Origin of the sequence: Paenarthrobacter sp. PAE-2 (assembly GCF_026013155.1) — a bacterium.
Lineage (GTDB): Bacteria > Actinomycetota > Actinomycetes > Actinomycetales > Micrococcaceae > Arthrobacter > Arthrobacter ureafaciens.
Genome location: NZ_JAPDNV010000005.1, coordinates 164,506 through 184,516 on the forward strand (window position 1 = coordinate 164,506; position 20,011 = coordinate 184,516).

Annotated in this window: 16 protein-coding genes and 1 tRNA gene; 15 read left to right on the forward strand and 2 right to left on the reverse strand. The window is 63.6% G+C overall.

Annotation, left to right across the window (positions count from 1 at the left end; genetic code table 11):
• The first annotated feature begins 45 nt into the window (after positions 1 to 45).
• The 9 genes from OCL88_RS04815 to OCL88_RS04855 all read left to right on the forward strand — a co-directional run bounded on the left by OCL88_RS04815 (position 46) and on the right by OCL88_RS04855 (position 10,076).
• The gene (locus OCL88_RS04815; RefSeq protein WP_264961782.1) at positions 46 to 1,551 is read left to right on the forward strand and encodes a bifunctional phosphatase PAP2/diacylglycerol kinase family protein; all 1,506 of its coding nucleotides are present in this window, start codon (positions 46 to 48) and stop codon (positions 1,549 to 1,551) included.
• A gap of 155 nt (positions 1,552 to 1,706) precedes the next feature.
• Positions 1,707 to 2,654 (forward strand): ABC transporter ATP-binding protein, encoded by a 948-nt coding sequence (locus OCL88_RS04820; RefSeq protein WP_062098882.1) that lies wholly within the window; start codon positions 1,707 to 1,709, stop codon positions 2,652 to 2,654.
• The gene (locus tag OCL88_RS04825) at positions 2,654 to 3,505 is read left to right on the forward strand and encodes an ABC transporter permease (protein ID WP_264961783.1); all 852 of its coding nucleotides are present in this window, start codon (positions 2,654 to 2,656) and stop codon (positions 3,503 to 3,505) included. Before OCL88_RS04820 ends, OCL88_RS04825 begins: the two co-directional genes overlap by 1 nt.
• Positions 3,506 to 3,523: 18 nt before the next feature.
• Positions 3,524 to 4,804 (forward strand): sensor histidine kinase, encoded by a 1,281-nt coding sequence (locus OCL88_RS04830; RefSeq protein ID WP_264961784.1) that lies wholly within the window; start codon positions 3,524 to 3,526, stop codon positions 4,802 to 4,804.
• A complete protein-coding gene (locus OCL88_RS04835) occupies positions 4,804 to 5,511 on the forward strand; it encodes a response regulator (protein ID WP_193592432.1) in 708 nt (235 codons plus the stop codon). The genes OCL88_RS04830 and OCL88_RS04835 overlap by 1 nt, the downstream gene beginning before the upstream one ends.
• Before the next feature lie 19 nt (positions 5,512 to 5,530).
• On the forward strand, positions 5,531 to 6,832 hold the full coding sequence (locus tag OCL88_RS04840; RefSeq protein WP_264961785.1) for a M18 family aminopeptidase: 1,302 nt from the start codon (positions 5,531 to 5,533) through the stop codon (positions 6,830 to 6,832).
• A 236-nt stretch (positions 6,833 to 7,068) separates the two neighbouring features.
• A complete protein-coding gene (locus OCL88_RS04845) occupies positions 7,069 to 8,481 on the forward strand; it encodes an amino acid permease (protein WP_166186226.1) in 1,413 nt (470 codons plus the stop codon).
• Between the two features lie 191 nt (positions 8,482 to 8,672).
• Entirely contained in the window at positions 8,673 to 9,653 is a 981-nt protein-coding gene (locus tag OCL88_RS04850) for a DMT family transporter (RefSeq protein WP_264961786.1), read from the forward strand.
• Between the two features lie 60 nt (positions 9,654 to 9,713).
• On the forward strand, positions 9,714 to 10,076 hold the full coding sequence (locus tag OCL88_RS04855; protein ID WP_264961787.1) for an ArsR/SmtB family transcription factor: 363 nt from the start codon (positions 9,714 to 9,716) through the stop codon (positions 10,074 to 10,076).
• 34 nt (positions 10,077 to 10,110) lie between these two features.
• Here the strand turns inward: OCL88_RS04855 and OCL88_RS04860 are convergent, their stop codons facing one another.
• Positions 10,111 to 11,163, reverse strand: coding sequence for a tellurite resistance/C4-dicarboxylate transporter family protein (locus OCL88_RS04860; protein ID WP_264961788.1), 1,053 nt, complete (start codon positions 11,161 to 11,163; stop codon positions 10,111 to 10,113).
• 133 nt (positions 11,164 to 11,296) lie between these two features.
• Here OCL88_RS04860 and OCL88_RS04865 point away from each other — a divergent pair, with 133 nt between their 5' ends.
• From OCL88_RS04865 to OCL88_RS04885, 5 genes are read left to right on the forward strand one after another with little or no spacing between them, the layout of a single operon-like run.
• The gene (locus tag OCL88_RS04865) at positions 11,297 to 15,007 is read left to right on the forward strand and encodes a nitrate reductase subunit alpha (RefSeq protein WP_264961789.1); all 3,711 of its coding nucleotides are present in this window, start codon (positions 11,297 to 11,299) and stop codon (positions 15,005 to 15,007) included.
• Positions 15,007 to 16,710 (forward strand): nitrate reductase subunit beta, encoded by a 1,704-nt coding sequence (narH, locus tag OCL88_RS04870; RefSeq protein WP_264961790.1) that lies wholly within the window; start codon positions 15,007 to 15,009, stop codon positions 16,708 to 16,710. Before OCL88_RS04865 ends, narH begins: the two co-directional genes overlap by 1 nt.
• Positions 16,707 to 17,327 (forward strand): nitrate reductase molybdenum cofactor assembly chaperone, encoded by a 621-nt coding sequence (gene narJ, locus OCL88_RS04875; RefSeq protein ID WP_264961791.1) that lies wholly within the window; start codon positions 16,707 to 16,709, stop codon positions 17,325 to 17,327. Before narH ends, narJ begins: the two co-directional genes overlap by 4 nt.
• A gap of 1 nt (position 17,328) precedes the next feature.
• Complete coding sequence (narI, locus tag OCL88_RS04880; RefSeq protein ID WP_264961792.1) at positions 17,329 to 18,093, forward strand: respiratory nitrate reductase subunit gamma; 765 nt, start codon at positions 17,329 to 17,331, stop codon at positions 18,091 to 18,093.
• 16 nt (positions 18,094 to 18,109) lie between these two features.
• Complete coding sequence (locus OCL88_RS04885; protein WP_264961793.1) at positions 18,110 to 19,348, forward strand: MFS transporter; 1,239 nt, start codon at positions 18,110 to 18,112, stop codon at positions 19,346 to 19,348.
• 88 nt (positions 19,349 to 19,436) lie between these two features.
• On the opposite strand, the gene OCL88_RS04890 is transcribed toward OCL88_RS04885, so the two are convergent.
• Positions 19,437 to 19,790, reverse strand: a complete 354-nt coding sequence (locus tag OCL88_RS04890) for a cupin domain-containing protein (protein ID WP_264961794.1) — start codon at positions 19,788 to 19,790, stop codon at positions 19,437 to 19,439.
• 137 nt (positions 19,791 to 19,927) lie between these two features.
• On the opposite strand from OCL88_RS04890, the gene OCL88_RS04895 reads away from it, so the two are divergent.
• Positions 19,928 to 20,010 (forward strand) — tRNA-Leu (locus OCL88_RS04895).
• Position 20,011: the final 1 nt, after the last annotated feature.

A 20,011-nucleotide genomic window follows, 5' to 3' on the forward strand; every position in this document is an offset into this window, starting at 1 on the left:
GGGGAACCTCCGCCGAACTCCGGAGCGGGGCGATACTGTGGGTTGATGCGAGGCTTTCCGGGCATAGGTCCCCACAACGTGACGAAATTCGATCACTTCCTGGTGCGGGCCGTATCCCGCCAGCGGCAAGGAAACCACGATGACTTCTTCCGTTACCTGTCCGCTGCAGCCACCAAGGGCAAACTGTGGTTCGGTATTGCCGGAGTCATGGCTACCGTTCCCGGCAGGCCGCGCCGTGCCGCGCTGCACGGTTTGCTCGCCTTGGGCGTCGCGTCCGCCGTCACGAACCTGGTTTTCAAGACCGCCCTGCCGCGCACCAGGCCCTCACCCGATCACCTTCCTGTTTTCAGGTTCGTGAATCCTCAGCCCACCAGCTCATCGATGCCGTCGGGACATTCCGCCTCGGCAGTGGCCTTCGCGGTGGGAGCCGGGATCGTTTCACCGGCAATCGGCCTCGCTTTGGCTCCGGTGGCTGCCGGTGTGGCCTACTCGAGGGTCCACACCGGCGCCCATTGGCCCTCGGATGTTGTCTTCGGCTCGGCCCTCGGCGCCGGAGCCGCCTTATTGACGCGCAAATGGTGGCCGGCCCGTCCGCCGGAACCCACGCCCCGGCGGACTCCAGCGGACGTTCCGGCAATCGCCGACGGCGACGGGTTGGTGATCGCCGTCAACGCCATGGGAGGGTCCTATACGCCGGAGACCGGCGAACTGCTCAAGAAACTATTCCCCAAGGCGCATATACACGAGATCGCTGAGGGAGAAGACGTCGAGGCAGCTGTCCGCACTGTGGCGTCAAGACCCGAAGCCGTCGCCCTGGGGGTATGGGGCGGTGACGGAACGGTAGGCACTGCGGCGGCTGCCGCCGTCGAACATTCCCTTCCACTGCTGGTCCTGCCGGGCGGAACACTCAACCATTTTGCCCGCGACCTGGGCAGCAACTCCATGGACGATGCCGTGGAAGCGCTCACCAAGGGCTGGGGCGCCTCCGTGGACCTGGGCTGGGTGGTGGTGCAGCGCGGTCTGCCGGAGATGCCGGAAACCATCGAGCTGGCCATGCTCAATACGGCCAGCGTGGGTGTCTACCCCAACCTGGTGAGACGGCGTGAACGGTTGCAGCCGGCACTCGGTAAGCCGCTGGCAAGCCTGGTGGCATCGCTGCGGACCTTCGCGGTGAACTCCCCCACCACGCTCAGAGTGGACGGCGTCAGGCACAAGCTGTGGATCATGTACATGGGCCGTGGACGCTACTATCCCGCCGACCATGCGCCCATTCGCCGCCCGGTGCTGGACGACGGCATCCTGGACTTGCGGATGATTTCGGCGGACGAACCGTTCGCCCGTGCCCGGTTGCTGTGGGCAGTGGTGACCGGCACTGTGGCCTCCTCCAAGGTGACACACCTGTCCGAGGCCGGCAGCATCACGATTGAGGCCGCGGACCAGCCCCTGGCCCTGGCAGTCGACGGTGAGGCGAAGGCCAACGTCCGGAGTGCCGAATTCTCGATCCGGACAAGCGGACTGCGCGTGTACTCGCCGCTTCCCCCGGTCGGATAGCCGGCCGGATATCCGGGTGGGTCATCCGGTAGGACTACCCTGACCGGACCCTGAATCATCCCTGGGACAGGCGATTTCCTTCTCTTCCCTGACTAGCGTTTAAGTACATTCACAACTCATCTGCACGGACACGTGTCTAGGGAGGGAACGCTTCCATGATCGAAGCAAAAGGCCTGACGAAGGTCTACGGCGAAAAAACAGCCGTAGGTGGCGTCAGTTTTACGGTCCAGGCCGGCCGGGTAACGGGCTTCCTCGGCCCGAACGGTGCCGGCAAGTCCACCACAATGCGCATGATCATGGGACTGGACACGCCCACGTCCGGCTCCGTGACCGTGAACGGCGTGCCATTCGAAAAGCATGTGGCTCCCCTGCGTGAGATTGGCGCCTTGCTGGATGCCAAGGCGGTCCACACCAGCCGCACGGCTTACAACCACCTGCTCGCCATGGCAGCAACCCACAGCATCCCCAAGAGCCGTGTGCGTGAAGTGATTGAGATGACCGGCCTGGGCGATGTTGCCAAGAAGAAGGTCAAGGGCTTCTCGCTCGGCATGGGGCAACGCTTGGGCATCGCCGCCGCGCTGTTGGGTGATCCCCAGACGATCATTCTGGACGAGCCGGTGAACGGCTTGGACCCCGAAGGCGTCGTGTGGGTCAGGAACCTGGTCAAGTACCTGGCGTCCGAGGGCCGCACGGTCTTCCTGTCCAGCCACCTCATGAGCGAAATGGCGCTCACGGCAGACCACCTGATAGTGATCGGCCGCGGCAAGATCATCGCCGACGCACCCATCGCTGACATCATCACGGGCAAGGGCCAGGCCCGCACCCGCGTCCGCACCGATCAGCCTGAGCACCTCATGCAGCTATTGGCTGGACAAGGCGTTTCGGTGGAAGTCCACGAACGCGAGCTTCTGGAGGTCAGTGGACTTGATCCACGCGCCATCGCACGCACCGCGTTGGACAACCAGGTCATGGTCTACGAACTCACGCCTCTCCAAGCGAGCCTCGAGGAGGCCTACATGGAGCTGACCAAGGACGAGGTGGAGTACCACTCGCACATCAACACCGGGACGTCGGTTCCCGCTTCGGCCGGAGGGAAGAACTAGTGAGCACCGCAATCACGGACAGCAAACCCACACGCACCCCGGTGGGTCCAGGACCGGCTTTCCACCGGGTTCTGAACTCCGAATTCATCAAGTTCCGCACTCTCCTTTCGACCCTCGTCCTCCTGGCCTCCACGGCTGTGGTCATGGTCGGTTTCGCGGCCTTGGCTGCTTGGGGAACGGGGCAGTTCGCCGACCAGGCAGCCCGCGATCCTGAAGCGGCCGCCGCGATGGCAGCCCAGGGCGGAGACCTGGCCGTCAGCATTCCGACGTCCGGAGTCTCGTTCGCCCAGCTCATTCTTGGCTCCCTGGGCGTGCTGCTCATGAGCTCGGAATTCACCACCGGCATGGCACGTTCCACCTTCGCGGCCGTGCCCAAGCGCCTCTCCCCGTTCCTTGCAAAGCTCATTGTGGTGGTGGTGAGCGCGTTCCTCCTGACCGCTGTTGCCACGTACGTAGCAGGGCTCGTTTCCTTGCCAATCGTGGATAACTACAACCTCAAGCTGGACCTTGGCAGCTCTCAGTCCGTCAAGCTCCTGCTGGTGACCAGCATCTATGTGGCCGCCGTGGCTGCGATCGGCATGGCCCTGGGAACGATCGTCCGGAACTCGGCCGGTGGCATCATGAGCCTCGTCGGCCTGTTGTTCGTGGCTCCCATCGCATTCCAGCTCATCCCCGGCGATTTCTTCAAGGAAGCCAACAAGTACCTCCCCACCAGCACCATCAACCCGATGACCGCCGTCGAGCACGTCCCGGACACGCTGGAAGCGTGGCAGGCCGCGCTGGTGCTGGCCGCCTGGGTTGTTGTGCCGGTGGCAATTGCCATGGTTCTGCTCAAGAAGCGGGACGTCTAGGGCGTTTAGGCTCTCTTCATGATCGAAGTCCCACAAAGGAAGGACGCGTCGGCCAGTACGGCTGACGCGTCCTTCGCGGAAATCACCCAGCGCCGCCGCGGACGGGTGCGGCGCTACTTCTACGAGCACCCGCTGGCCATGGATGCCGTGGTGGTCTCCTGCTACGTACTCTTGGCGCTGCCCACCCTCATTTCCTCTGTAATAGAGGGAAAATGGCTGGTCACCTCGTTTCTTCTGCTCATCGCGCTGGCCCTGTGGTTCCGGCGGCAGAGCCCGATTCATGTGGCGGCCGCCGTTGCCCTCCTGGAAGTCGCGGCTACCATCCTCAACCCTTGGGGATCTAACGTCTCGGCGGGTCTTTGGTTTGCCCTATACGCCGTAGCATCCGCCAGAAAGCGTCCCGTGGCCTTCGTGGTGCTGGGCGCGGCCAGCCTTCCCCTGAGCTTGCTCTACCTCTTCATGTGGACGAGCCCCAGCAACATGGACACGCTCCGGGAGGTTCCGGAGAACTTCCACCTCATCAACAACATCGCCACGGCCGTGACCATCATGCTGTCCAACCTCCTGGCCACGGGAATCGGCATTTCGGTCCGGGAGCGCCGGGAGCATGAGGCGGAGATCGCCGCCTGGGTGGCTCGCACGACCCAGCTGGGCAAGGTCACCGAGCGCAACAGGATCGCCCGCGAGATGCACGACGTCGTGGCACACTCGCTCACGGTCATGGTGAGCCTTTCCGACGGTGCGGCAGTGGTGGTGAAGAAGGATCCCGAACGCGCCGGCGAGGTGCTTGGCGAACTATCCAGGACGGGGCGGAACGCCTTGGCTGATATGCGTAGGGTATTGGGCGTCCTTCGTGACGATTCCGGTCGTCCTGCACCGCTCACACCGCTGGAATCGGGACACAACCTTGCCAAGCTGCTGGATGGATTCCGGACGGCAGGACTTCCGCTTCACTATGCTCATACGGGACCCGCGCTCCCGGCCGACCCCGCGTTCGAACTGACGGTCTATCGGATTGTCCAGGAATCGCTGACCAACGTCCTGAGGTACGGAAGGTCGTTGAGCCGGGTGGACGTGCAGGTGGCGCGCGACGGCGACCTGGTCACCATCGACGTGCTCGACGACGGCCGCGGAACCAGGGACGGCAACGCGAAGGGAAGCCTGGGCACCGGCCAAGGAATTGCAGGCATGCGGGAGCGGGCCGGAATCTACGCCGGAAAAATCGGGGCCGGACCTGGCAAGAACGGCGGCTGGGCGGTACATGCCGAGCTGAACTGGAACGGCGACAAGGGGGAGTAATGCGGGACTACGAACTGACAGGCCAAGGGACCATCAAGATCCTGTTGGTGGATGACCAACCACTTCTGAGGATGGGCTTTCGGCTGATCCTTGAGGGCGAAGATGACCTGACGGTGGTGGGCGAGGCATCGGATGGCGCAGAGGCCGTCCGCTTGGTGGCGGAGCTGCAGCCGGACGTCGTTCTCATGGACGTTCGTATGCCCGCCATGGACGGCATCGAAGCCACCCGGCGCATATCGGCCGCGGGTGCTGATGCGAGGGTCATCATTCTTACCACCTTCGACCTAGATGAATATGCTTTCTCCGGCCTGCAGGCCGGGGCGTCCGCGTTCCTCCTGAAGGACGTGGCTCCCGCTGAGCTGGTCCACGCGGTTCGGGTGGTGGCCAGCGGGGACGCAGTGGTGGCACCGAGGATCACCCAACGGCTGCTGGAGACCTACGTCCGCGGGGGACACGCGCCAGGGATCACGCCGGCTCACCGTGACCCCCTGCTGGATGAGCTGACTCCGCGCGAAACGGAGATCCTCACCACCATCGCCGAAGGCCTGTCCAACGCCGAGATTGCCCACAAATTCTTCTTGTCCGAGGCAACAGTGAAGACCCACGTGCGCCGTATCCTGAGCAAGCTGCAGTTGCGGGACCGCGTGCAGGTGGTGGTCTACGCCTACGAAACCGGGCTCGTGGTGCCCAGCAACCCGGACTACTGATCCGGATAGACTCGGGAGCATGCCTACGAACGCCTCCGCAGCAGAGCACATCAAGGACCTTGGCGAGTACGTTTCGGCGTCGCCGTCGAGCTTCCATGCCGTCGATGAAGCGGCCCGCCGCCTGGACGCAGCCGGCTTTACGCGGCTGAATGAGCTGGAGCCGTGGTCCGGGGGCGCGGGCGGCTATTACGTCATCCGGGACGGCGCCCTGATTGCCTGGGTGACGCCGGAGAACGCAGGTCCCACCACGGGGTTCAACATCCTTGGCGCCCACACCGATTCCCCATCCTTCAAGCTCAAGCCGAAGCCCACAACGGGCAAGTTCGGTTGGCTGCAGGCGGGCGTGGAGGTCTACGGCGGCCCGCTGCTCAATTCCTGGCTGGACCGGGAGCTGCAGCTTGCCGGCCGCCTGGTAATGCGTGACGGTACCCAGCACCTGACGGCCACTGGCCCCCTCCTGCGGTTCCCGCAGCTCGCCATCCATCTGGACCGGGCAGTCAACGAAGGCCTGACGTTGTCCAAACAGCAGCATATGAACCCGATTTTCGGGCTGGGGGATCCCGCAGGGGAGGATCTTTTGGGCCTGCTCGCCTCGCGCGTGAAGGACGCCTCGGTGGATGCTGCGGAGATCGGCGGGTACGACGTCGTCGTGGCAGACACGCAAGCGTCTGCGGTTTTAGGGGTCAATAGTGAGTTCTTCGCCTCCGGACGCTTGGACAACCTGTCGTCGACCCATGCGGGTTTGGTGGCGCTCATCGCCCACGCGGGGTCGGCGCCTGCCGACGGACCCATCGCAGTCCTTGCCGCCTTCGACCATGAGGAAATCGGCTCCAACTCCCGCTCCGGTGCTTGCGGACCGATCCTGGAGGACATCCTCACCCGGATCTCAGACGGTTTCGGGGCTTCGGTGAGCCAGCGGCGGCAGGCGTTGTCGGCGTCGTTCTGTGTTTCTGCCGATGCCGGCCACGCTGTCCACCCGAACTACGCCGAGCGCCATGACCCCGCCAACCGTCCGCTGCTCAACCGGGGCCCGTTGCTGAAGATCAATGCCAACCAGCGCTACGCAACAGATGCCACCGGCGCAGCTTTTTGGGCCCGGTTGTGCGCAGAGTCGGGTGTTCCGTACCAGGAGTTTGTTTCCAACAACGACATCCCCTGCGGTTCCACCATTGGTCCGTTGACGGCCACGCGCCTCGGCATCCGCACGGTTGATGTGGGAGTTCCGCTGCTTTCGATGCACTCCGCGCGTGAGCTGTGTGGCGTGGAGGATCCCTACTCCTTGGCCCGGGTGACGGAACTGTTCTTCGCCACGGCCATGTGACCCCCGCCACGGCCCAAAGCCTCAAGGGGTCGTTTCAGGACGGTTTCAAAAGTTCTCAATAAGAAACATTTGATGCTTTAAGCGATACATTTTGTGCATACTCCCGGTTTGGCTGACGTCAAAATGTTTGTCTGCACAGCATCAGCCCCGGTATGGGGTGGCTAGTGTGGGAAAGCCAAGTGGCCCACTGCACATCTCCGTGGGCCTTCCAAGTACTCAAAGGACGGCGACGTTCCATGCACGCTGACCAACAACTTTCCAAATCGCTAAAGCCCCGGCACCTGTCCATGATCGCCATTGCGGGCGTCATCGGTGCAGGCCTCTTCGTGGGCTCGGGCGCAGCTATCCAACAGGCGGGACCGGGAATCCTGGTGGCCTACCTCGCCGCGGGCCTGGTAGTCATCCTGGTGATGCGCATGCTGGGCGAAATGGCTGCAGCCAATCCGGAGACCGGCTCGTTCTCCACCTATGCCGACAAAGCGCTTGGCCGATGGGCCGGGTTCAGCATCGGCTGGCTCTACGCCTGGTTCTGGATCATCGTGCTGGGCATCGAAGCCACTGCCGGTGCCGCCATCATGCACCGCTGGGTGCCCGGCGTCGATCAGTGGATCTGGGCCCTGATACTCATGGTGCTCCTCACCCTCACCAACCTCGGTTCAGTGAAGTCCTACGGTGAGTTCGAGTTCTGGTTCGCGTCCATCAAAGTCGCGGCAATCGTCATCTTCCTGCTTGCAGGAATCGTCGCCATTCTCGGTTTCATGCCGGGCGTTCCTGCACCGGGAGTGACCAACCTCCTGGACCAGGGCGGCTTCATGCCGAGTGGTCCGGGCGCGGTCCTCGCCGGCATCCTCGTGGTGGTCTTCTCCTTCTTTGGCGCGGAGATCGCAACCATTGCTGCCGGGGAATCCGAGAATCCGGTGGACGCCGTCAAGAAGGCCGTGAAGTCCACCGTGTGGCGCATCCTGATCTTCTACATCGGCTCCATCGCCATTGTGGTCACCTTGCTCCCGTGGAACAGCGCTTCCGTTGCCAAGAGCCCGTACGTTGCAGTGATCGAGCTCTATGGCATCCCGGGTGCCGGCACCATCATGGACATTGTTGTCCTTACTTCGGTGCTTTCCTGCCTCAACTCGGGCCTCTACACGGCCAGCCGCATGCTGTTCTCGCTGTCCCGCCGCGGAGATGCTCCGAAGTCCTGGACGCGTATTTCCAAGCGCGGTGTGCCTGCGGCGGCCGTCCTGGCCTCCACAGTGGTCGGATTCATCACTGTGGGACTGAATTACATCGCCCCGGACACGGTGTTCCTGTTCCTCGTCAACACCTCCGGTGCCATCGCACTGTTCGTGTGGTTGGTCATTGCCGCCTCCCAGCTGGTTCTCCGCCGCCGCATGGGCGCTGCCGCGAAGGACCTCCAGCTCAAGATGTGGTTCTTCCCGTACCTCACGTGGATTGCCATTGCGAGCATCGTGGCACTCATCATTGGCATGGTCATCCTGGAATCCACCCGCGAATCCCTCTTCCTGTCCCTGGCACTTGCAGCGGTCGTTGTGGCCATCGGCGTGTGGAGGTACCGGAAGGCCGGCCCGGCCAGCGCCGAGACCACCGCTGAAGCCGAGCCGTCCGAGGTTGGTTCCGGCCCGGCGTCGTAAGCGTCTGTTTGCTGCGGGGCAGTTGCCGTCAATTACGACGGCGGCTGCCCCGCTGGCGTTAAAGCTTGGCTCCTCACAGCCCAAGAAAAAGTAGTTGACATTGGACTCCCAGTTAGAATATTTTCATGTTTGTAAAATTACATAATTTTGCTACTACGAAACTGGGGGGTTTCACCATGCGCCGGCCTGGCATGCAGTTATCAACCGCGACCCGCGGCCTCATCCTCTGCCTCATCCCGCCTCTGATCTGGGGTGGCATGTTCCCGATCGCCAACGATCTTGCTTCGACCGTCAACGCTTTTCACATGACTTTGATCAGGTATGTCATTGCTGCAGCCCTCCTCGTTTTGATGCTCTGGCGGGCCGAGGGTCTTCGTGCGCTCCGCGTCGATGGTCGCTTGGGCAGGTTGTTCCTGCTGGGCAGCGCCGGGTTCGCTGGATTTGGCCTGCTGGCTTTTACGGCTTTGCGATATACGAGCCCGCCCAACGTCAGCCTCATTATGGCGATGATGCCCGCCATTGGGGCGGTTGTAGGGGCGATGGCTACGAGGAAACTGCCTGCCGGCTACACTGTCGCATCAATCCTGGTGGCGTTTGCCGGAGTTTCGCTTGTCATCACCGACGGCGACTATGGCCGTCTGTTCAGTGGCCAACTCGGACTGGGTGAACTGCTCGCCCTCTTGGGAGCCGTCTGCTGGGTGACGTACACCCGGGGTGCCATCGGGTTCAAAGGGTGGTCCGCCCTGCGGTACACCACGGTTACCACGGTGCTCGGCTGCATCAGCATTCTGGTTGCAGTCCTCATCGCTACAGGGGTTGGCTACGTCACTGCACCTGATCTTGGAGCTATTTTGGGCGGCTGGTTACACCTTGCCTACCTCATAATCTTCGCTGCAGTGGTTGCTGTTCTCTCATGGAACAAAGGCATCGGTCTGCTGGGACCGCTCAATGGAACTCTGTTCATGAACCTCGTCCCCGTCGTTACCTTCGCCATTGCGATGATCCGCGGATATCAACCCACTGTGACTGCTCTTGTCGGGGCTGGTCTGGTTATTGCAGCGCTGCTCACGAACAACTACTTCTCCAGGCAGCCTGCACGCGGCATCCCGGCGCAGCAGATGCCGGCCAGTGTTGAGGCAGGCGGTGAATCAGAGGAGGTACGCGCACACTAATCCGAGCATGCTAGGATCAATCTTCCATAATTATGAAAATAGCAGTGTATAAGCCATTTCATGGAAGAGAAAATCATGGCCACCCAGCTCCATCACCCGGACCTGAACGGTATCAGCGTCGTAGGCATGCTCCGAGCAGTAGCTGACCCGGTAAGGCTCCGCGTGGTGGAGCTCCTCAGGGACGGACCGGAACGGACCTGCTCCTGGCTCGCCGAAGAAGTCCAGATTCCGCTCCCCACCATGAGTCACCACCTCAAGACCCTGCGTGAGGCCGGTGTTACGTTGTCCCGCAAGGAAGGGACCACGCGGTGGACAGGCCTGCGTACTGAGGAGCTTGAAGCGCACTTCCCGGGATTTGTGGAACAACTGGCCCAGCTTGCCCGGGCAGAGCACAAACGCGAAACACAGCAGCGGGAGGGGTAGTCCTGAGCGTGCGACGGCGGCTGCCCCGCTGGCGTTAAAGCTTGGCAACGAGTGTGCGCCAGAGGTGGTGGAGCATGCCTGCAAAAGTCGCCACGTACGCAGCAGCGGCGAGCCACAGCTCGGCCTGACCGATGGCCAACACCACGGGAAGCTGGTCCGTGCGTCCGAGGTAGATCCCGGCCACAGAGTACATGCCGAGGGGGAAGATGATGCTCCACAGCCCGGACTCGTAGGAGAGCGGAACACGGTTGATGAGGTGCCGCCAGCATCCTGCGGCAATGAGCACCGGCAGCAGCCAGGTGGCGAAGGCCCAGAAGACTACGGAGGCGCCAGCGACGAGTCCGTGAACGGCTCTGGTTACGGGGGCATCGGCCATCTCAAGGATGCGCGCACCTGCAAGGACGGTAATGGCCATGGCGCCCATCGACACGAAGTATCCCGGACCCAGGTCCTGAGGCTGAATCCGATAGACCATGAGGCGCAGGGAAACGAAGATTCCCACGGCCGCGTAGAGGACGATCCCAACGGACCATGAGAGGACAGCGAGCAGCGCCAGGCCCGTCTTCCATGTGCCGGCGAGAGGCTCCAGCGTGGCGCAGGCTGTGGCCACGGACTGGCTTGCGACGCACCAGATGAACCACGTCCCGTTGGCGTCCTTAATCACAGGGCGTTCCGTCCGCCCGAGAACGGCGGTCCAGGGAATGACGTAGCCGAGTATGAGCCACGCAGACCCCGAAACAACCAGGAGGGTCGCCGTCGCCATGGGCGCCTCGGCCATGGCCAGGCGCACGCCCAGGACGTTGGTGCCCGCGACGAAAGTGTAGAAACCGAACGCACGCGCCGGGTTCATGAAGTCAGCGACGATTTCACCGCGAAATCCGATGATGCGGACGACGTTCACAACAACCAGTACCGCGTAGGCGCCTATGCAGATGGCGAGAAAGACGCCGGATACCGCAGAGAAGCCCTCAAGCTCGAAGCCGACCGAGATGATGCCACTGGCCATGACGAGTGCAAAGTACCCCGGGGCAAGGGTGGAGACAGCACCGGAAATCCGGGCCGGGAACGTCGCATGACCGGGATACACGCTGCCATCCTAAACGGGCCGGAACAACCGGCACCATGGGTCACAGGGAAAACATCTGAAACACCCGGGCACGTTCCCGGCGAGGGTCTTAAGACCCATATCTTGGCCCGAGACCGGACCCTAGGATGAGGCCATGAGTGCCAAAGACCCGGCGGGGTTGGACGGGCCCGCCTCGGATGCAATGTTGAAGCTTGCGCGTTTCTTCACGAAGTGGGACCAGAACGACGACGGCCGGGCGGTGTTTCGTGAAGGCGGACGCAGGGGCGACATCTTCTACCGGGACCGGTGGAGCCACGACAAGGTGGTCCGCTCCACGCACGGGGTGAACTGCACTGGATCCTGTTCATGGAAGGTGTACGTCAAGGACGGCATCATCACCTGGGAGTCGCAGCAAACGGATTACCCTTCCGTTGGGCCGGACAGGCCGGAATACGAACCCCGGGGTTGCCCGCGCGGCGCGGCCTTTTCCTGGTACACGTACTCACCCACGCGAGTGCGTTTCCCGTATGCCCGGGGAGTCCTGGTGGAGATGTACCGTGAGGCCAAGGCGCGTCTGGGGGACCCCGTACTGGCATTCGCGGAGGTAGCGGGGGACCCGGAACGACGCCGCCGCTACCAGCAGGCCCGGGGCAAGGGCGGGCTTGTGCGCGTGTCCTGGCAGGAGGCGATCGAAATCGCTGCCGCCGCTCACGTGAACACCATCAAGACCTACGGTCCGGATCGCTGCGCAGGGTTTTCGCCGATTCCCGCAATGTCCATGGTCTCGCACGCAGTGGGGACCCGTTTCATCCAGCTGATCGGCGGGGTGATGACATCCTTCTACGACTGGTATGCCGACCTGCCGGTGGCCAGCCCCCAGGTTTTCGGGGACCAGACCGATGTCCCCGAATCCGGAGACTGGTGGGACGCGGGCTACCTGATGATGTGGGGTTCCAATGTTCCCGTCACGAGGACCCCTGATGCCCACTGGATGGCCGAGGTGCGGTACCGCGGCACCAAAGTGGTGACCGTCAGCCCTGATTACGCGGACAATACGAAGTTCGCCGACGAATGGCTTCCTGCCCAGGCCGGAACGGACGCGGCGCTGGCCATGGCAATGGGGCACGTCATGCTCAAGGAGTTCTTCATTGACCGGGAGGTTCCCTTCTTCGCGGACTACGTGAAGCAGTACACGGATTTGCCGTTCCTGGTCCGGCTGGAAAAGCGCGACGACGGCGGGCTGACGTCGTCGAAATTCCTCACCGCCCGTGACGTCCCCGCCGAAGCGGCTGCCGAAGACGCGGCATTCCGCACAGTCTTGTTTGACAAGAAAACCGGCCGGATCGCGGTCCCGAACGGCTCCATGGGTTTCCGCTATTCCGGCAGCGGGGAGGGCAAGTGGAACCTGGACCTTGAGGGGATCGAGCCCGCTCTGTCGTTGCGTGAAGTTTCCGGGGAAAGCGCCGAAGTCCTGCTGCCCTGTTTCGAGGACGCCGGCGGCACAGGAAGCATCCTGAGGCGGGGCGTCCCCGTCCTGGAGGTCGAAGGGCAACTGGTCACCACAGTGTTCGACTTGATGCTGGCCCAGTACGGCGTAGGCCGGGAAGGGCTTCCCGGTGAATGGGCAGCAGGCTACGACGACGCGCGCACGCCCTACACCCCGGCGTGGCAGGAGGAAATCACGTCCGTCCCGGCACAGGCCTGCATTCGGGTTGCGCGGGAGTTTGCACGCAACGCCGAGCAGTCCAAAGGCCGCTCGATGATCATCATGGGTGCCGGGATCTGCCAGTGGTTCCACGGCGACGCCACCTACCGGGCGGTGTTGGCCCTGGTCATGCTGACGGGGTGCATGGGCCGCAACGGCGGCGGCTGGGCGCACTACGTGGGGCAGGAAAAGACCCGACCGGCCACCGGCTGGGTGTCCTTGGCGAATGCGCTGGACTGGTCCCGGCCGCCGCGGACCATGGTCGGCACAGGCTATTGGTACATGCACACGGACCAATGGCGCCAGGACGGCTATTCAGCGGACGCACTGAAGTCCCCGCTCTCCACCGGAAACCTGGACGGCATGCACACCGCCGATGCGCTGGCCCAGTCCGCCCGGCTCGGCTGGATGCCGTTCTACCCGCAATTTGACCGCAATCCCCTGGACGTCGCCGATGAAGCCGAGGCCGCCGTCGCCGCCGGAACCGCCACGGACGCACCTGCCTACATCGCGGACGCACTGAAGAGCCGCGCCCTTAACCCGGCCATCGAGGACGTGGACGCCCCCCAAAACTGGCCCAGGACCCTCGTGCTGTGGCGTTCGAACCTGTTCGGGTCCTCCGCCAAAGGCAACGAGTATTTCCTGCGCAACCTGCTGGGAACCCACAACAACGTCCTCGGCAAGGACCACGCTGAAGGGCTCAAACCCAAGGACGTGAAATGGCACGAGCAGGCGCCTGAAGGGAAACTGGACCTGCTGGTCTCCGCGGACTTCCGCATGACCTCCACCACGCTGCTGTCCGACGTCGTGTTCCCGGCAGCCACCTGGTACGAGAAACACGATCTGTCCTCCACCGATATGCACCCGTTCGTGCATGCTTTCAGCCCCGCGATCGATCCGCCGTGGGAGACGAAGACCGATTTCGATACCTTCCACCTGCTCGCACGTGAGTTTTCCCGGCTGGCCAAGACGCACCTCGGCGTCCGCCGGGACCTGGTCAGTGTGCCGCTGCAGCACGACACCCCGGGCCAACTCGCGCAGCCCGGCGGCATCGTCCGGGACTGGCGGGATCCTGAAGTCCCCGCTGTCCCGGGACAGAACATGCCCGTTTTCTCGGTGGTGGAGCGCGACTACACGGCCATCGCCGACAAGTTGGCCGCCGTCGGGCCTTTGGCCGACAGGCTCGGCTTCACGGTCAAGAACATCACCTACCGCCTCAAAGGTCCGTTGGACCGGCTCAGCCACTCCAACGGAGTGATGCTCGGGGGTGCAGCGGACGGCAGGCCCGCGATCGACACCGACGCCAAGATGGCCGAAGCCATCCTCGCCTTCTCCGGCACCACCAACGGTGCGCTGTCCGTCCAGGGCTTCAGGGACCTCGAAGTCCGCACCGGGCGGAAACTGGCAGACCTCGCAGAAGGGTCCGACGAAAAGTTCATCACCTTCGCGCAGACCCAGGCCGGCCCGGTGCCGGTGATCACCTCGCCCGAATGGTCCGGTTCCGAGACCGGAGGGCGCCGCTACGCCCCGTTCACCATCAACGTGGAGCGCCTCAAACCCTGGCACACCCTGACCGGACGCATGCACTTCTTCCTCGACCATGACTGGATGATCGACATCGGTGAAGCCCTGCCGATCTACCGGCCACCGCTGGACATGCACCGGCTCTTCAACGAACCCAGGCTCGGTCAGGACGGGTCAATGGAGGTAGTGGTCCGCTACCTGACCCCGCACTCCAAATGGTCCATCCACTCCGAATACCAGGACAACCTGCTCATGCTCTCCCTCTCCCGGGGCGGCCCCACTGTCTGGATGAGTCCGGCTGACGCAGAAGCAATTCACGTCAAGGACAACGACTGGGTGGAGTGCCTGAACATCAACGGCGTGCTGGTTGCCCGGGCCATCGTCAGCCACCGGATGCCGGCGGGCGTGGTCTATGTGCACCACGCCCAGGAACGGACCATCGATGTCCCGAAGTCCGAGGCGACGGGCCGACGCGGCGGCATCCACAACTCCGTGACCCGGCTGCTGGTCAAGCCGTCGCACCTGATCGGCGGCTACGCCCAGCTGGCCTACGCGTTCAACTATCTTGGCCCCACCGGAAACCAGAGGGACATGGTGGCCACCGTCCGCCGTCGTTCGCAGGAGGTGCAGTACTGATGCGTGTCATGGCTCAAATGGGCATGGTCATGAACCTGGACAAATGTATCGGCTGCCATACCTGCTCGGTGACCTGCAAGCAGGCGTGGACCAACCGCGCCGGCACTGAATACGTCTGGTTCAACAACGTCGAAACCCGGCCCGGTCAGGGCTACCCACGCCGGTATGAGGACCAGGAGCGCTGGCGCGGCGGCTGGTCGCTGAACAAGCGCGGAAGGCTGGTCCTCAAAGCTGGCGGCCGAGTGAAGAAGCTTTTGGGAATTTTTGCCAGCCCGGTCCAGCCTGAGCTCAAGGACTACTACGAGCCCTGGACCTATGATTACAAGACCCTCGTGGATGCGCCCTTGGGCGACGATTTCCCGGTGGCCCGGCCCAAATCCCTCATTACCGGCAAAGACACCAGCATTACCTGGTCCGCCAACTGGGACGATGACCTGGGCGGGTCCGCCGAAAACGGACATCTGGACCCGATCGTGGAAAAGGTCCGGCGGGAATCCGAGGACAAGATCAAGTTCGCCTATGAACAGACCTTCATGTTTTACCTTCCACGGATCTGCGAGCACTGCCTGAACCCGTCGTGCATGGCATCCTGTCCCTCGGGCGCCATCTACAAGCGGGTGGAGGATGGGATCGTGCTCGTGGACCAGGACAGGTGCCGCGGCTGGCGGCAGTGCGTGACGGGCTGTCCGTACAAGAAGGTTTACTTCAACCACAAAACCGGCAAGGCAGAGAAGTGCACTTTTTGCTATCCGAGGGTTGAAGTCGGTTTGCCGACGGTCTGCTCGGAGACCTGCGTTGGCCGGCTGAGGTACTTGGGCTTGTTTCTGTACGACGCCGATGCCGTCACCGCAGCAGCGTCGGTGACCGACCCCCGGGATCTCTACGAGTCCCAAATGGATGTGCTGCTGGATCCGGATGACCCCCATGTGCAGGCCGAAGCCCGGGCGCAGGGCATCCCCGAAGACTGGATTGACGCCGCCCGGCGCTCTCCGGTGTACGCCCTGGCCAAGGTGTACAAGGTGGCGCTTCCCCTGCACCCCGAATACCGGACCATGCCGATGGTCTGGTACGTGCCGCCGCTCTCTCCCGTAGTCGACCTGTTGCGGGACCAGGGCCACGACGGCGAGGACCACGGGAACCTCTTCGGCGCCATCGACGCACTGCGCATCCCGGTTGAGTACCTTGCCGAACTCTTCACCGCGGGCGACACCGGCAGGGTCACCGCGGTGCTGCGCAAGCTCGCGGCCATGCGTTCTTTCATGCGGGGCATCAGCCTGGGCAACGACCCCGACGAGTCCATCCCCGAGTCCGTTGGCATGGACGGCCACAGCATGTACGAGATGTACCGGCTCATGGCCCTGGCAAAGTACGACGAGCGCTACGTCATCCCGAAGGCCCACGTGGAACAAGCCCACGACCTGGAGGAAATGGGTTGTTCGCTGGATTTCGACGGCGGCCCCGGCATGCAGGACTCCTCCCCGTTCGGCGAGGCCAGCGGCAGGCCCGTCCCGGTGGCGCTGGAAACCTTCAACGCCCTCCGGGACCGCCAGACTTCAGACACCGCGCCCGGCGAACCGACCCTGCGAGGCCGGGTGAACTTGCTGAACTGGGACGGCACCGGAGCCCCACCCGGGCTCTTCCCCCCGAAACCGGATCCTGCCGCCGCATCGGACAGCCGGGCCGCAGGCGGGGAGGAACTGTGACGACGCGCCAACGGATCATCTACCTCGCCGCAGCCTGGTGCCTGTCCTACCCGGACGAGGAACTGATCGGCCGCCTTCCCCTCATGCGTGCCGCCCTGGCCGAATTTCCAGGAGCCGTACTGGATTTTGACGACGTCTTGACGCACTTGGAGTCCGAACCTCTGATGGAGGTCCAAGCCTCATACGTGCAGGAGTTCGACCTTGGCAGGCGGCATGCGCTCCACCTGTCCTACTGGACGGACGGAGATACCCGGCGCCGCGGTGAGGTCCTGGGCAGTTTCAAGAAGGCTTACCGGCAAAGCGAGATCCTGGTGGACACGCGCGGCGAGCTTCCGGACTACCTGCCGATGGTCCTGGAATACGCCGCCGTGGTGGACCTGGCAGCCGGCCGGGACCTGCTCACCCGCTACCGTGCCAGCCTGGAGATGCTCCGCTTCGGCCTGCTCCGCGACAACCTTCCCCACGCACGGATCCTGCAAGCCATCTGCGCCACCCTGCCCGGCAAATCTCCGGCCGACGAACAGGCAGTCATGCGGATGGCCGGCTACGGTCCGCCCACCGAGGCCGTGGGCCTGGACCCCTACGATCCGCGCCTGCTGCCTGTGAAGGAGGCATGAAATGGACAGTACTGCCGTGGACATCCTTCTCTGGGGCGTCCTGCCCTACGTCATGGTGGTGGTCCTGGTGGGAGGGCTCATCTGGCGCTACAAATACGACCAGTTCGGCTGGACCACCAGATCCTCCCAGCTCTACGAGTCCAGGATTCTGCGGATAGCCTCCCCGCTGTTCCACTTCGGCCTGCTTGCCGTGATCGCGGGGCATTTCTTCGGCCTGGTCATTCCGATGGCCTGGACTCAGGCCGTGGGGATGAGCCAGGAGTTCTACCACTTCAACGCCCTGCTGGTCGGTGGCATTGCCGGTGTTGGAACCTTGGGCGGGATCGTCCTGCTCATCTACCGCCGCCGCAGGACCGGCCCGGTGTTCATGGCCACCACCAGGAACGACAAAACCATGTACGTGGTGCTCACCGCAGCAATCGTCTTCGGACTGTGGACCACGCTGGCCAGCGTGGCCGAGGGTGAACACGGGCACAACTACCGCGAAACCGTTGCCCCCTGGTTCAGGTCCCTCTTCATTTTTCAGCCGGACATTACCGCGATGGCCCAGGCCCCCTTCTCGTTCCACCTGCACACCCTGGTGGGTATGGCGCTCTTTGTGATCTGGCCGTTCACCCGGTTGGTGCATGCCTTCACAGCCCCGCTGCACTACCTCTTCCGTCCTTACATCGTGTACCGGTCACGGGACAAAGACAGCTCCGTCGTGCCGGTACGGCGCGGATGGTCCGCCGTCGGTACCCGGGACCGGGACACGAAGAACCGCTGAGTTGAAGGAGAAAACCGTGGCCGGAACAGAGTCCCAGCCCCTTCCCGCCGGCCGTACACTGAACCTGGTGCTCGCCACCGTGGCCTCGGTGGTGGGTTTCTGGGCTTGGAACTCCGTGGCCACATTGGGGTCCTTCTACACACAACAACTGCAGCTGAGCCCGGCGGCCACAGGCGTGCTGGTGGCCATGCCCGTCTTTGTGGGATCACTGGGACGGATCGTCATCGGTGCCCTCACGGACAGGTATGGCGGCCGCGCCCTGTTCACCCTCGTGCTGCTCGCCGCCATCCCGCCCGTCCTGCTCGTGGCGTTCGGCGGCACCATTGACTCCTTCGCGGTCGTGTTGGGCGCAGGGCTGCTGCTGGGGGTGGCCGGAACGGTCTTCGCCGTCGGGATTCCCTTTGTCAGCGCCTGGTACGAACCCGCACGGCGGGGCTTCGCTACCGGCGTTTTCGGTGCGGGCATGGGCGGGACAGCGCTGGCCGCTTTCCTCAACCCCCGCCTTGTGGCCTGGATCGGCTACTTTCCCACGCACCTGCTGATCGCCGGGCTCCTCGCCGTCACGGCCGTCCTGGTCTGGTTCCTGATGAAGGAAGCCCCCGGGTGGACGGCGAGCAACGCACCGTTGCTGCCCAAACTCGCCGACGCCGCCCGCACCGCCGTCACCTGGAAGATGTGCTTCCTGTACGCCGTCGTCTTTGGTGGCTTCGTCTCCTTCGCCACCTACCTACCCACCTACCTGCGGGACGTCTACAGCTTTGATCCGGCCGGGGCCGGTGCCCGCACGGCTGGTTTTGCCCTCGCCGCCGTTCTTGCGAGGCCGCTGGGCGGGGTGCTTGCCGACAAGGTGGGCCCCAAGCCGGTGGTGATCGCCGCGCTCAGCGGTGTCGCCGTGCTCGGTTGGGTGGTGAACCTGTACCCCGAGGGCGAAGTCCAGGCCGGACTGACGTTCGTGGCCATGGCCGCGGCACTGGGACTGGGATCGGGTGGCGTCTTCGCCTGGGTGGGCGTGCTGGCGCCGCAGGGCAAAGTCGGCAGCATCAGCGGAGTGGTCAGCGCGGCCGGAGGCTTGGGTGGATACTTCCCGCCGCTGGTCATGGGAGCCACCTACGACGCCGCGACGCGCAGTTACTCCATTGGTCTGCTCTTGTTGGTAGCGACGGCCCTGGTGGCGCTGGTGTTCACAATCGTGGCTGTACAGGGCCGGACAAAACCGCGCGTCGTTCCGCCCGGACTCGCCGGTCCGCGCCCGTAACCAGGCGTGCGCGGGTGAGGTGCCGCCGTTGTGCGCGGGCGAGGTGCCGCCGTCGTTGGTGGGCGACGTGCCGCCGTCGTTCTCCGCTTTACGCCGGCGGCTGCGCCTGACGGTCGGTCTTGACCACGGTGAAGAGCACCGCTGAGTCCTCTTCCGCTTCGAGGCTGTGGAGGCCGTCCGGCACGATCAACAGGTCTCCCGTTTTCCCCTGCCACGAGTCTTCGCCCGCTCTGAGCCAGACATTTCCCTTCAGCACGAAGACGGTAGCCTCGCCGGGGTTCTGATGTTCGCTGAGCCGCGTGCCCGCGCGGAAGGCCATGACTGTTTGACGGAGGGTCTTCTCATGCCCGCCGAATGCTGTGTCTGCAGCGCGTCCGCTGGGTGCGGCAACTGCGGCTTCGATTTGCTGGCGGGCGAGGGCCTCTATCGATATTTTCTGCATGAGGTCACCGTACCCACGTTTCCTTGTTCTGCCGAGGGGTGTTGCAGTAAGTCCCGAATCAACAGAATGGCCAATGACGTGTTAGTGTTTTTGACGCTGTTGAGGAGAAAAAGGAAACTGGTTCTCCGAATCACCCTGCGCGGGTGGCGGAATGGCAGACGCGCTAGCTTGAGGTGCTAGTCCTCGAAAGGGGGTGGGGGTTCAAGTCCCCCTCCGCGCAC